At 73.8% G+C, this 12,429-nt stretch carries 12 protein-coding genes and 1 rRNA gene; 1 reads left to right on the top strand and 12 read right to left on the bottom strand.

Annotated elements, in window-relative coordinates:
- Nucleotides 1–166: 166 nt before the first annotated feature.
- Nucleotides 167–281, top strand: a 5S ribosomal RNA gene (gene rrf, locus EAH89_RS17925).
- 129 nt (nt 282–410) lie between these two features.
- Here the strand turns inward: rrf and EAH89_RS17920 are convergent.
- From EAH89_RS17920 to EAH89_RS17865, 12 genes are read right to left on the bottom strand one after another with little or no spacing between them, the layout of a single operon-like run.
- The gene (locus EAH89_RS17920) at nt 411–785 is read right to left on the bottom strand and encodes a cytochrome C oxidase subunit IV family protein (RefSeq protein WP_140885077.1); all 375 of its coding nucleotides are present in this window, start codon (nt 783–785) and stop codon (nt 411–413) included.
- Nucleotides 782–1,414: a cytochrome c oxidase subunit 3 gene (locus EAH89_RS17915; protein ID WP_140885076.1), complete on the bottom strand. Its 633-nt coding sequence runs from the start codon at nt 1,412–1,414 to the stop codon at nt 782–784. The genes EAH89_RS17920 and EAH89_RS17915 overlap by 4 nt, the downstream gene beginning before the upstream one ends.
- Nucleotides 1,411–3,111: a cbb3-type cytochrome c oxidase subunit I gene (locus tag EAH89_RS17910; RefSeq protein ID WP_194152347.1), complete on the bottom strand. Its 1,701-nt coding sequence runs from the start codon at nt 3,109–3,111 to the stop codon at nt 1,411–1,413. The genes EAH89_RS17915 and EAH89_RS17910 overlap by 4 nt, the downstream gene beginning before the upstream one ends.
- The gene (gene coxB / locus EAH89_RS17905) at nt 3,108–4,046 is read right to left on the bottom strand and encodes a cytochrome c oxidase subunit II (RefSeq protein ID WP_140885075.1); all 939 of its coding nucleotides are present in this window, start codon (nt 4,044–4,046) and stop codon (nt 3,108–3,110) included. The genes EAH89_RS17910 and coxB overlap by 4 nt, the downstream gene beginning before the upstream one ends.
- Nucleotides 4,043–4,816, bottom strand: coding sequence for an SCO family protein (locus EAH89_RS17900; protein WP_140885074.1), 774 nt, complete (start codon nt 4,814–4,816; stop codon nt 4,043–4,045). The genes coxB and EAH89_RS17900 overlap by 4 nt, the downstream gene beginning before the upstream one ends.
- Nucleotides 4,813–5,235 carry a hypothetical protein gene (locus tag EAH89_RS17895; RefSeq protein WP_140885073.1) on the bottom strand — a complete coding sequence of 141 codons (423 nt, stop codon included), beginning with the start codon at nt 5,233–5,235 and terminating at the stop codon, nt 4,813–4,815. Before EAH89_RS17895 ends, EAH89_RS17900 begins: the two co-directional genes overlap by 4 nt.
- Nucleotides 5,225–6,322 (bottom strand): hypothetical protein, encoded by a 1,098-nt coding sequence (locus EAH89_RS17890; protein WP_140885072.1) that lies wholly within the window; start codon nt 6,320–6,322, stop codon nt 5,225–5,227. The genes EAH89_RS17895 and EAH89_RS17890 overlap by 11 nt, the downstream gene beginning before the upstream one ends.
- Entirely contained in the window at nt 6,319–6,840 is a 522-nt protein-coding gene (locus EAH89_RS17885) for a c-type cytochrome (RefSeq protein ID WP_241667076.1), read from the bottom strand. Before EAH89_RS17885 ends, EAH89_RS17890 begins: the two co-directional genes overlap by 4 nt.
- Nucleotides 6,837–7,358: a DUF3341 domain-containing protein gene (locus tag EAH89_RS17880; protein WP_140885071.1), complete on the bottom strand. Its 522-nt coding sequence runs from the start codon at nt 7,356–7,358 to the stop codon at nt 6,837–6,839. Before EAH89_RS17880 ends, EAH89_RS17885 begins: the two co-directional genes overlap by 4 nt.
- Nucleotides 7,355–8,704, bottom strand: coding sequence for an NrfD/PsrC family molybdoenzyme membrane anchor subunit (nrfD, locus tag EAH89_RS17875; protein ID WP_140885070.1), 1,350 nt, complete (start codon nt 8,702–8,704; stop codon nt 7,355–7,357). The genes EAH89_RS17880 and nrfD overlap by 4 nt, the downstream gene beginning before the upstream one ends.
- A complete protein-coding gene (locus tag EAH89_RS17870) occupies nt 8,701–11,517 on the bottom strand; it encodes a 4Fe-4S dicluster domain-containing protein (RefSeq protein ID WP_241667075.1) in 2,817 nt (938 codons plus the stop codon). Before EAH89_RS17870 ends, nrfD begins: the two co-directional genes overlap by 4 nt.
- Nucleotides 11,514–12,170 carry a cytochrome c3 family protein gene (locus EAH89_RS17865; protein ID WP_140885068.1) on the bottom strand — a complete coding sequence of 219 codons (657 nt, stop codon included), beginning with the start codon at nt 12,168–12,170 and terminating at the stop codon, nt 11,514–11,516. Before EAH89_RS17865 ends, EAH89_RS17870 begins: the two co-directional genes overlap by 4 nt.
- Between the last annotated feature and the right edge of the window lie 259 nt (nt 12,171–12,429).

The raw sequence follows: 12,429 nt of genomic DNA, 5'->3' as shown, positions 1-12,429 counted from the left end.
GGTAACAAGCGCAGCCGAGCGGTCCTAATCGCCCGATCGAACTCCTCAACACACGCCGCGTGAGGGCCCAAACCCTCGCCGCACGCAGCACCAACGCGCTACCCCCTCACACCTCGCCATCCTCCCCCTCACCAGGGGAACACCATCAGACGTTCCGGCCCGGTGGCCTGGTGCCTACAGCGAGTGTGCCACACCCGATCCCATCCCGAACTCGGCCGTGAAACCACCCTGCGCCTATGGTACTGTGTCCTAAGACACGGGAGAGTCGGTCGGCGCCAGACCACCAGACCGGAACGTCTCGATACAACTCACCTCACCCCAGAACACCGCGTCCGGCCCAAGCCCGGCGCACCGCAGAACCCCCGCCGGCGCAAGCCAGCGGGGGTTCCGCGCTTGAGGGGATGACCGCATCAGAACAGTCTCGCGTCCGGGTTCGGTACCGCGGGCTCTGTCCGCGGCTCCACCGTGCCGGGCTGCGTGGTGGGCGCACGGGTAAGAACATCCGCCAGCGTCAAGGCGAACAGGAAGGCGATCCAGAGCAGCGAGGCGGATCCGGTGAGCCGAAGCAGCGGATCAGGCCGGCGCAGGTTCATGAAGCAGACGGCAATCAGCACCGCCTTCGCCGCGCCGATGCCGAGGCTGATCGGCGTGTTCCAGCGACCGAGCGGCACATAGGCCAGGAGCAGCGTGGCCACGACCAGGCCGACGAGCACGGCCCAGATCGGGAGGTTCCGCCGCCAGATCGCGGCCCCGTCCTGAGGCAGGTTCTCACCCAGCCCGTTCATGACCGTCCTCCCAGGTAGAGCAGGGGGTAGAGGAAAACCCACACGATATCGACGAGGTGCCAGTAGAGGGCCGCGGCCTCGAAGGCGGGGCTTTCGAGCGGCCGTTCCCCTCGCCAGGCCTGCCATGTGATCCAAGCGATGACGCTGATGCCGGCCGTGACGTGGAGGCCGTGCAAGCCGGTCATGAACCAGTAGAAGGCGAAGAAGATCCCTGCCGCGGGCGGCGCAAGCTTGAAGGCCTGCCCGGGGAAGAGACCTTCGTCGATGTCGGCGCTCCACTCGAAGCCCTTGATGACGAGGAACGCGACGGCCAGAGCCAGGGTCAGCGACAGGCCGAGCAGCGCCAGCTCCCGCAGGCCCGCGCGCGCGGCCTCGGCGCCGACCGCCATGGCAAGGCTGCTCGTTAGCAGCACGACGGTGTTCACCGTCCCGTAGACGACGTTCGTCTCGTGCCCCGCCCCCGCGAAGGCATCCGGATGAAGAAGCCGGTTGACGGAGAACGCGAGGATCAGGCCCCCGAAGAGGAGGGCCTCGCTCCCCAGGAAGAGCCACATCCCGAAGGAGGCGGCCTCGCGCTGACGGCGCAAAGAGGCCCAGGGTTCCCGCAGCGCCTCTGCCTCGCCACTCATGTCTCGTGCCCCTGGTTCTGGTGCGCCTCCCGGCGATCGTGCCGCGGCCCCTCCTTGTCCGGGTGGTAGAAGTAGGGACCGGTATCAACGACCGGCACCGCGCGGAAATTGTCCCGCGGCGGCGGCGAGCTGGTGCGCCACTCGAGGCCCGTCGCCTGCCAGGGGTCCTCCCCGGCGCGCTCCCCCCAGATCAGCGACCAGGCGAGGTACCCCATCGGCAGCAAGTAGGCCGCGGCCAGCAGCACCGCGCCGGAGGAGGACAGGACGTGCCAGATCTGGAACTCCGGCGGGTAGACCTGATAGCGCCGGGGCATGCCGAGGAAGCCCATCACGAATTGCGGGAAGAAGGTGAAGCTGAAGCCGAAGAACATGAGCACCGCGGCGAAACGGGCCCAGGCCTCGGGGTAAAGCCGCCCGGTGACCTTCGGCCACCAGAAGTGCAGCCCGCCGTAGAAGGCGCTGACCGCGCCGCCGACCATGATGAAGTGGAAATGCGCGACCACGAAGTAGGTGTCGGTGACGTGCACGTCGATCGGCACCGAGGCGAGGAAGAGGCCCGTCAGCCCGCCGAGGGTGAAGAGCCCGATGAAGCCGAGCGCGTAGAGCATCGGCGCCTCGAAGGTGATCTGCCCGCGGTAGAGGGTGAAGGTCCAGTTGAAGACCTTGATCGCGGAGGGCACCGCGATGACGAAGCTCAGGAAGGAGAAGACGAGGCTCGCGAAGAGCGACTGGCCCGAGACGAACATGTGGTGGCCCCAGACCAGGAAGCCGACCACGGCGATCCAGAGGATCGCGTAGACCATGAAGGTGTAGCCGAAGACCTGCCGCCGCGAGAAGCACGTGACGAGCTCGCTGATCACCCCGAAGGAGGGCAGGATCATGATGTAGACGGCGGGATGGCTGTAGAACCAAAAGAGGTGCTGGAAGAGCAGCGGGTCGCCCCCGAGCGCCGGGTCGAAGATCGGCAGCCCGAAGGCGCGCTCGGCCACGATCAGCAGCAGCACGAGCGTGAGCACGGGGGTGGCGAGCACGATCACGAGGCTCGTGCCGTAGAGGGCCCAGACGAGCAGCGGCAGGCGGAACCAGGTCATCCCCGGCGTGCGCAGGAGATGGACGGTCGCGATGAAGTTCACGCCCGTCGCGATCGAGGAGAAGCCGGCGAGGACGACGGCCAGCGCCGCCGCCATGACGTAGCTCTGCGAGTAGCCCGTCGAGAAGGGCGTGTAGAAGGTCCAGCCCGTGTCCACGCCCCCGGCGACCAGCGCGCCGACGAGGAGCGCGCCCGCGCCCACGAAGAGGTACCAGCTGAACAGGTTCAGCCGCGGGAAGGCGAGGTCCTTCGCGCCGATCATCAGTGGCAGGAGGAAGTTGCCGAAGGTGTTGGGGATGGAGGGCACGAGGAAGAACCAGACCATCACCGTGCCGTGCAGGGTGAACATCCGGTTGTAGCCGTCGGCCGAGAGGAGGTCGGCGGCGGGCGTGAAGAGCTCCATGCGGATCGCGACCGCGCCGGCGCCGCCGATGAAGAAGAACACGGTCAGCGCCGCCGCGTAGAGCAGCGCGATGCGCTTGTGGTCGGTCGTCAGGAACCAGGCGGCCAGCCCGTGCTCGGCCGTCAGGTAGCTCGGGCCGCCGCGCAGGCCCTGGCGGGGATGGGCCTCGCCGGGAACGGGCTGGCCGGCCGCGATGTCGCTCAAGGTTGGCCTCCCGGCAGCGAACGGATGTAGGCGACGAGCCGGATCAGCTCGTCCTCGCCGACGAGGCCGGCGAAGGAGGGCATGCGCGGCTCGTAGCCCGCGACGACGTCGCGCCGCGGCTGGAGGATGGAGTCCCGCAGATAGGCCTCGTCCACGCGCCGGATCCGCCCGTCCTCGAGCGGCACGTCGCGGCCCCAGATGCCCGCCAGCCCCGGGGCCCGCACGGGCCCGTTCCCGGCATGGCAGCCCGAGCAGCCCAGCGAGACGAAGAGCGCGCGCCCCTCGTGCCCGAGGTCGTCCCCCTCGGGCTGCGCCGAAAGCCAGCGCGCGTAGTCCTCCGGCTCCATCACGGTGATGGTGCCGCCCATGCGGGCGTGGAGCGTCCCGCAGTACTCCGCGCAGAAGAGGGGGTACTCGCCGGTCAGCGTCGGGGTGAAGAGCAGCTCGGTCAGGCGGCCCGGCAGCACGTCCTGCTTGATGCGGAAGGCCGGGACGAAGAAGGAGTGGATGACGTCCTGCGAGGTCATCAGCAGCCGGACCGGCTGGCCGCGCGGCACGTGCAGCGCGTCGATCTCGCGCGCGCCGTTCGGGTGCTGGGTCTTCCACATCCACTGCTTGGCCGCGACGTGGATCTCGAGGGCGTCGCCCGAGGGCTTGGCAAGGCCGAGCTCGGTCGCGCCCGCCCAGGCGAAGATGAAGACGGCCAGGAACAGGGTGGCCGCGGTCCAGCCGATCTCGACCTCCTTCTGCACCAGCTCCGGCAGCGCGCCGCGCCGGGCGGACGAGCCGCGCCGGTAGCGGATGGCGAAGGTCAGCAGCAGCGCGAGGACGAGCGCGAGGACGGCGCCCGTGATCAGCAGCAGGACGACCACGATCGCGTCCACCCGCGTCGCCACGTCCGAGGCCACGACGGGCCAGAGCCGCAGCCCGCTCATGCGCGCCGCCGCCGGTTCAGCGCGAGGACGAAGGCGCCGAGCCCGAGGAGGGTGAGGGCGGTGCCGGCGGCCAGGGCCTGCTTGACGAGGCCGTTGTAGACCCCGCGCGCCGGGTCCAGCCCGTAGCAGAGCAGCCGCAGCCGCTCCACGAAGCGCCCGACCCGCCCGCCCGCCGCCTCGGCCAGGGCCAGGCGCAGCTCCTCGGGCGACAGGGCGAGGCCGTCCAGCACGCGGGAGACCGCCCCCTCGCCGGTGAGGACGAAGGCGCCGAGCGGGTGGGCATATTCGTCGGCCGCCGCGTCGAGCGCGGCGCGGTAGCCGAGCGCCGCCTGCGCCGCGTCGAGCGCCGCCGCGTCCCCGGAGAGGAAGCGCGCCCGGGCGGCGAGCGGCGAGGCACCGAGGCGCGCGGCCTTCATCGCGAGGGCCTCCGCCGGGCCGTCCCTCGGATCGATCCCGAGGACGAGAAGGTCGTAGTCGGTGCCCGCCGCGAGGCCCGTCCGCTCGAGCGCCGCGGCCGCCAGGCCGAGCGCCGTGCCGCAGAGGGTCCGGCAGGTGTAGTCCGCGAGCACGAGCACCGCGGGGCGGCCGCTCCGGAGCGCCGCGCCGGTCACGGCCCGGCCCGTCTCGTCCACCAGCGCGAGGTCGCGCGGCAGCGCGGCGCCCGGCGGCGGGAAGAGGCCGACCGCGGCGAGCTGCGCCTCGGTCAGCGCCGCGCGGGCCGGGGCGGCGAGCGCGGCCACCAGCGCGAAGGCGAGGGCCAGCCGCCTCATCGCCCGGCCTCCGCGCGCCGCGCCGCCAGGGAGCGGACGGGAAGGGGAAGGCCAGGCTCCGGCGCCTGCAGCGGGTCGTAGGCGGCCTGGCCGCGCGCGGCGAGGCTCTCCACGGCGCGCGCGACGGGAATCCGCGCCAGCCCGCGCTCGCGGTCGACCCAGGCGTAGCCCTGCGCCTGCCGGCGCTGCTCGGCCTGGAGGTCTAGCAGGTCGCCGGTGGGGTCGCTCTGGATCCGCGGCTCCGGGAAGCGCGCCGCGCGGGGCGGGGCGACGGCGCCCATCTCGGGGCGGTAGAGGAGGTAGAGCCCGGCCATGGAGGCCGCCAGGAAGAGCGCGGTGCCCAGCCCCACCGCCGCGGCGGTCCAGGCGGCGATGCCGATCGGCTCGCGTTGGTCCAGTGGCCTCGGCTCAGGCGCCATGGGCCACCTCCTGCCGCGGGCGGAGCCGCGCGGCGAGCGGCCCGTCGACGAGCCCGACCCAGAGCCCTCCCACCGCCACCACGCCGAGAAGGGCCGCGGGCACCGCCGCCGCGCCGAAGGCGGGCGCCACGATCCAGACAAGATGGGCGAGGACCCCTAGCATCACGGCGGGGCCGAGGCGGGCCAGGGCCGCCGGACGGCGCCGCACGCGGGCGAGGAGCAGCGCGCCGATCGGCAGCAGGGCCGAGAGGGTGACGGAGGCGGCCTCGAGCGCCGTCCAGCCCCATCCCTGCCGCCGGAGGAACCACTCTGCCTTCGGCGGGAGGTCGCCGTACCAAGCGACGAGGTACTGCGCGAAGCCGAGGTAGAGCACGCCGAGCGAGGCCGCGAGGAGCATGGCCGCGAGGTCACCGGCCTCCCCCGGCTCGGGCCGGAGCGCCGCGGCCCAGGCGAGGGCCAGCAGGATCTGCGTCGCGACGGCCGCCATGCCGAAGGCGGTGGACTGGAAGCGGGGGTCGAGCGAGAGCAGCCAGTCGAGGGAAAGGACGGTCGTCGCCGCGAGGTGGAAGACGAGCCCGAGGGCGGCCACCAGGCGCCGCAGGCCGCCGGGCCGCAGCAGGCCCAGCAGCAGCGCCAGCAGCGACCAGCCCCCGAGCGCGAGGAAGGCGCGTAGCACGAAGCCGTGCGGGTTGAGGTAGAGCCGCGCCACGTCGGCGTGCACGGCCGCGCCGGGGTCCGCGGCCCAGGGATAGAGGGTGGGCAGGGCGAGGAAGAGCGGCACGGCGAGCGGCAGGAAGGCCGGCAGGAGGAGGGACGCGGGCCGGAGGGCGGGATGCAGCGCCTCCCCCCAGCGCCCGCCGGTGAGCGCCTGGATGGCGATCAGCGCGACCGCCCCGAGCGAGACGGCGAGCCAGAAGACGAGGCCCACCAGCCACCCCGCCGCCGGCACGCCCGCCGGCCAGTCCATCGGGCGGGCCAGCAGCGCCCAGGCGAGCAGCGCCGCCGCGGCGGCGAGGCCGAGGCGCGTTGCCGGGCCGGCGAGCTCGCCGGGCCGGCGGGCGCGCGGCCCGGAGCGCGCGCCGCTCACGGCAGGTGCTCCCGCGCGTCGGCGAACTCGGCCACCGGGGCGTAGCGGGAGAGCTGGAGGGCGCGGATATAGGCAACGATCGCCCAGCGGTCCTCCGGTGCCACGCGGGCCGCGTAGGAGTACATGACGCCGTAGCCCTCGGTGATGACGTGGTAGAGGTAGCGCGCCGGCGCGGCCCGCAGGCGCTGCGTGTGGTAGGAGGGGGGCGCCGGGAAGCCGCGCCGGACGATCATGCCGTCCCCGTCCCCCGCGGCCCCGTGGCAGGGGACGCAGTTGATCGCGTAGCGCTCCTCGCCGCGCGCGAGGAGGGCGGGGGTGACGGGCGGCGGCGTCGCGGCGGCCGCGTCGCGCGCGAGGTCGCCCCGCGCCACCACCCCCTCCGGCAGCGGCCGGGCCGTCGTCCCGTCCTTCCAGACCGCCGTCGGCGCGTAGGTGTCCATCCGCCGCTGCTGCACCATGTCCAGCCGGCAGCCCGCGAGCCCGAGCAGGAGGGCGGCGAGGCAGGGCGCGGTCTTCACGCGTCCACCGCCCGGACCGAGAGGGGCGCGAGCCCGTCGAGCAGCGCGGCGAGGCCGTCCGCGTCGGCCTGCGGATCGGCGACGGCGAGGAAGAAGCGATCCTGGCTCGCGCGCTCGAAGCCGTGCGCGGCGAAGACGCGGTCGTGCAGGCGGGGCAGCCCGTTCGCGACGAAGAAGCCGACGAAGCCGGCGATGGCGGCCGCGAGGATCCCCGCCTCGAAGCAGAGCACGAGGAAGACCTGCCAGGTGTGCAGCGGCCGCCCGCCCGTGTTGAAGGGGTAGCTCACCACGCCGCCGTACCAGCAGAGCGCGTAGGTGAGGGCGGCCGCCGCCAGCCCGGCCAGCAGCATCACGGGCCGGAGGCGGCTGCCCGCGAGGCCGAGCGCCTCCGGCAGGCCGTCGACCGCGAAGGGCGTGTGGGCGTCGAGATCCCGCAGCCCCGCCTCCCGCGCGCGCCGGGTGGCGGCGAGGAGGGTGTCGGGGTCGCGGAACTCCGCGAGGAGGAGCGGCGCGGTCACCGGGACCCTCCCTCCTCGTGGCGCAGCTTGCCCATGTCGTGCATGGAGACCACCGGCAGCACGCGCGCGAAGACGAGGAAGAGAAGGGCATAGAAGCCGAGCGAGCCCGCAAGGAGCGCCCAGTCCCAGACCGTGACGTGCCAGGGCCGCCACATGCTCGGCAGGTAGCCGTGCGAGAGGGTGTCCCAGATGATGAGGATGCGCTCGAGCCACATGCCGATGTTCACCAGCAGGCTGATCCCGATCAGCACCGGGAGGCTTCGCCGCGCCGCGGGGAGCCAGAGCAGCTGGGGCGCGCCGACGTTGCACGCGATCATGCCCCAGTAGAGGAGGGCGTCGCTGCCGGCGAGCTGGTGGCGCAGGAAGCTCCGCTCCGCCCTCTCGCCCCCGTACCAGGACATCAGCCACTCCGTCCCGTAGGAGATGGCCATGATGACGGAGGCCGCGAGGATCACCTTCGCCATGGCCTCGAAGTGGCGCGCGGTGAGCAGGGATTGCAGGCCGAAACCCCAGCGCATGAGGGCGGCGAGCACCACCACCATGGCGAAGCCGGAGAAGAGGGCGCCGACGACGAAGTAGGGCGGGAAGATCGTCTCCTGCCAGCCCGGCATCAGCCCCGCCGCGAAGTCGAGCCCGACCACGCTGTGGACGGAGACGACGAGCGGCACGGCCATGGCGGCCATGGCGCGGTAGACCGCGTCGTGCCGCGCCCAGTGCCGCGCCGAGCCGCGCCAGCCAAGCGCGAGGATGCCGTAGACCACCTGCCCCGTCCGCGATTGCGCGCGGTCCCGCAGCGTCGCGAGGTCCGGGATGAGGCCGATGTAGAAGAACATGACGGAGAACAGGAGGTAGGTGACGATCGCCGCGAAGTCCCAGACGAGCGCCGAGCGCCACTGCGGCCAGAGCAGCATGGTGTTGGGGTAGGGCGCGAGCCAGTAGGACAGGTAGGGCCGCCCGAGGTGCAGGATCGGGAAGAGGCCCGCGATGGAGACCGCGAAGAGCGTCATGGCTTCCGCGAAGCGGTTGATCGCGGCGCGCCAGGGCTGGCGCGTGAGGAGCAGCATGGAGGAGATCAGCGTCCCCGCGTTGCCGATGCCGACCCACCAGACGTAGTTCGCGATCGGGAAGCCCCAGACGATCGTCGTGTTGTTCCCGAAAATGCCGATGCCCTCGATGAAGAGCCAGACGATGCTGCCGACGAGCACGAGGGTCAGCAGCAGGGCCGCGGCGAAGGCGGTCCAGTACCAGCGGCCCATGCGCCCCCGCATCAGTGGGTCGGCGACGGCGCCAACGAGCTGGCCGTAGCCCAGGCCCGGCGGCAGCAGCCCCTCGCCCGCCGCGCTCATGCCGCGCCGTCGTCGAGCGCGGGGTTGGGGTTCGAGACCTCCGCCAGGTAGGTCGTGCGCGGCCGCGTGCCGAGATGGCCGAGCAGCGCGTAGTGCTGCGGCTCCTGCCGGAGGCGCGCGGCGGCGGAGGCGGGATCGCCGATGTCACCGAAGACGATCGCGCCGGAGGGGCAGGCGGCCTGGCAGGCCGTGACGACCTCGCCGTCCCGGATGGGGCGGCCCTCCCGCTCGGCGGCGCGCCGGGCGGCGCTGATGCGCTGGGTGCAGTAGGTGCACTTCTCCATCACGCCGCGGGCGCGCACCGTCACCTCCGGGTTGCGCTGGGCCGCGAGCACCGGGGCGCCCTGGTTCGCGTATTCCTGCCCGTCGGCGTAGCCGTACCAGTTGAAGCGGCGGACCTTGTAGGGGCAGTTGGCCTGGCAGAAGCGCGTGCCGATGCAGCGGTTGTAGACCTGCACGTTCAGCCCCTCCGCGTCGTGCACCGAGGCGGCGACGGGGCAGACGGGCTCGCAGGGCGCGTGCTCGCAGTGCATGCAGGGCACGGGCTGAAAGCCCGGGCTCGGCGCCTCGGGCGTGCCGAGGTCGTAGGTGTCGATCCGCAGCCAGTGCATGTCCCGCCCACCCGCCACCTGCTCGGGGCCGACCACGGGCACGTTGTTCTCGGACTGGCAGGCGACGACGCAGGCGTTGCAGCCGATGCAGAGCGTCGTGTCGATCACCATGCCCCAGGCGTAGGTGTCTCTCGCGGCATCGGGGTTGAGGCTCGGCGGGCGCGAAGGGGCGGGCGGCGGGTCGGAGCGGCGGGCGCTGAACCCGTCCAGCGAGAGCGTCTGGAACAGCTCCTTCGCCTCGCCCTCCAGCCGCTGGCCCGGCTGCTCGCGGAGAAGGCCGCCGGGCCGGCCGAGGCGGACGGCCGCGAGCCCCTCGGCGGACCAGGGCGCCCCGGCTCGGCGCAGGGCGTAGGCGTCCGCGCCCACGCCGTCGCCGATCGCGCCGGCCCGGCGCCGCCCGTGGCCGAGCGCCAGCACCACCGCGCCCGGCGCCGTGCCGGGGGCGAGGAGCGCGGGCACCTCGAGGCTGCGCCCGGCGAGCTCCAGGCGGATCATCTCGCCGTCCCCGATGCCGCGCGCCGCCGCGTCCTCCGGCGCCATGAGGGCCGCATTGCCCCAGACGAGCCGGGTGAGCGGCTTCGGGCATTCCTGCAGCCAGGCGTTGTTCGCGTAGCGCCCGTCCCAGAGGGTCGGGTCCGGCCGGAGGGCGAGCGCCAGCCCGTCGCCGGCCACCCGCTCCGGCAGCGAGGGCAGGCGCGCCGGTGGCGGCGGGACCGCGGGCGCGGCGCTTCCCGCCACCACGCCGTCGTGCAGGGCGCGGCGCCACCAGGCCTCGAAGTCGCCCTCCTGCCGCGCGGACCAGGTCGCCCGCAGCGCGCCGTGCGAGGTGTCATCGAGCCGCCCGAGCGCGACGCCGAGGAGCCAGGCGGCGGAGCGCGTGCCGTAGAGCGGGCGGATGAGGGGCTGGCAGAGGGAGACCGTGCCGTCCCGCGCGCGGAGGTCGCCCCAGTCCTCCAGCGGGTGGTGCTCCGGCAGGTGCCAGCGGCAGAGCGCCGCGGTCTCGTCCCGCCAGGCGCCGAGATGGACCGTGAAGGCCTGCGAGCCCCGCAGCGCGCCGGCGAGGTCCAGCTCGCCGGGCGCGTCGTAGGCGGGGTTGGCGCCGAGGACGAGGAGGGTCTCGACCCGCCCGGCCCGGAGGTCCCCGGCCAGCTCGCCGATCCCCGCCGGGCCGTCCCCCGCGGCGCCCGGCGGCTCGACGAAGGCGGGCGCCCCGCCCAGGCGCTCGTTGATCCAGTGCACGAGGGCGTGCACCTCGGGCGGCTGCCACTCGCCGGTGACCACCAGCGCCTCGCCGGGATGGGCCCGCAGGTCGGCCAGGGCGGCGTCGAGGAAGCGCGCGGCCGCGGGCGGCAGCGCCGGGGGCGAGAGCGGCGCGCCGAGCCGGGCCGCGAGGTGCGCGGCGAGGTCCCCCAGCGCCGCGGGCGGGAGCGCGAGGCGGTGGTCGGCCTTGGCGCCGGTCTGGGTCATGGCGGGCTCGGCGGCGTAGAGGCGCGAGAAGCCGCCGCCCTCCCGCCGCGCGGCGCGCCGGGCCGCGAACTCGCGCCCGTGCCGGATGCCGTCCGGGCCCGGGCCGAGCGGGTCCGCGTCGATCGCCAGCACCACCGCCGCGCGGTCGAGCCGCGGCAGGGCGAGGAGCGGCCGCCCGAAGGCCAGGGCCGCGCCGGCCAGCGCGTTCGCCTCCCCGACCGCCTGGTGCGCGTGCCAGCGCAGCCGCGGGTAGCGGGCGCGAAGCTCGTCGATCAGGCGGAGGAGGGTGGGCGAGGTGACGTGGCCGGTGAGCAGGCTCAGCCCCTCGCCGCCGCGCGCCGACGCCGCCCGCATCGGCGGCAGGAACGCCGAGAGGAAGCCCTCCCAGGAGGCGATGCGCGTCCCCTCCCGCACGGCGCGCGAGCGGTCGGGGTCGTAGAGGGCGAGGAGCTCGGCCTCGAGGAAGACGTCGGTCGCACCCCCGCTCCCGGGATGGGCCGGGTTGCCCTCGAGCTTCACCGGCCGCCCCTCGTGCACCGTCGCGATCACGCCGCGGGCGTAGCCGTCGAGGGGGAGGGCGGTCGCGAAGCGCAGCGGCACGCCGGGCACGACGCGCTCGGGCTGCTCCACATAGGGGACGATCTCCTCCTCCGGCCGGTCGCAGGAGGCGAGGCTCGCGGCCGAGGCGATGAGCGCCAGCGCCGCCTGGCGCCGCGTGAGGGGCGGCGCGCTCACCGGTGGCACCGCGAGCAGTCGCTCAGGTGCTCCGAGCGGATGCCGTAGTGCTCGAGGAGCCTCCCGCCGCGCTCCCGCTGGTCCGCCGGCGGGCGCCATTCCATGTTGTAGATCTCGGAGGCCGGGCGAAGGTTCGGCGCGGGGTTGCGGTGGCAGTCGAGGCACCAGCCCATGGTGAGCGGCGCCACCTGCCGCACCTGGGGCATCCGGTTAATCGCGCCGTGGCAGGTCGAGCAGCCGACGCCGTTGGTCACGTGCACGCTGTGGTCGAAGTAGACGTAGTCGGGCAGCGCGTGCACCCGCTGCCAGCGGATCGGCACGCCCTCGGCCAGCGAACGCCGGACGGGCGCGAGGATCTCCGCGTTCGTCCAGAGCTGGGAGTGGCAGGTCATGCAGGTGTGCGTCGGCGGGATGCCGGCGTAGCGCGACTGCTCGACCGAGGTGTGGCAGTAGCGGCAGTCGATGCCGAGGCCGCCGACATGGTGCTCGTGGCTGAACTGCACGGGCTGTTCCACGATGATGTCCTGGCGGGTGACGTGCGAGGTGGCGGGGAGCGCGACGAGGAGGCCGATCCCCAGGCAGCCGAGCGCGACGGCGCCGAGGATGGCCGCGCGGGCGACGGTGTTCGCGTAGGCGGGGAAGATCTGTGGCACGGGGCCGCGTCAGGCCGGGGGGCGGGCCGCGCCGCCGGGCGGCCGTCGCGCGGGGCCAGGCCCTTGCCGGCGCAGCGCCGTCGCGGCGTTCCGGCGGTCGGCCGTCCGGGCGGGCCGCGTGTCTGATCGTGTGCTCACCCGCCCAACTTTCTCCGGGAGCGCGCGGCTGTCACCCGTCCAAAACACGAAACCGCAAACATTCGCGTTATCCGGGCGCCGCGTTGGAGTTTGTCCGGCCGGGAAGCGGCGCCGCAGAGCT

Origin of the sequence: Muricoccus nepalensis, from assembly GCF_006438825.1 — a bacterium.
In the GTDB taxonomy this organism is placed as follows: domain Bacteria; phylum Pseudomonadota; class Alphaproteobacteria; order Acetobacterales; family Acetobacteraceae; genus Roseomonas; species Roseomonas nepalensis.
The sequence above is the reverse complement of the archived record's forward strand: the minus strand, read 5'-3'. Positions and strand labels throughout refer to the sequence as shown.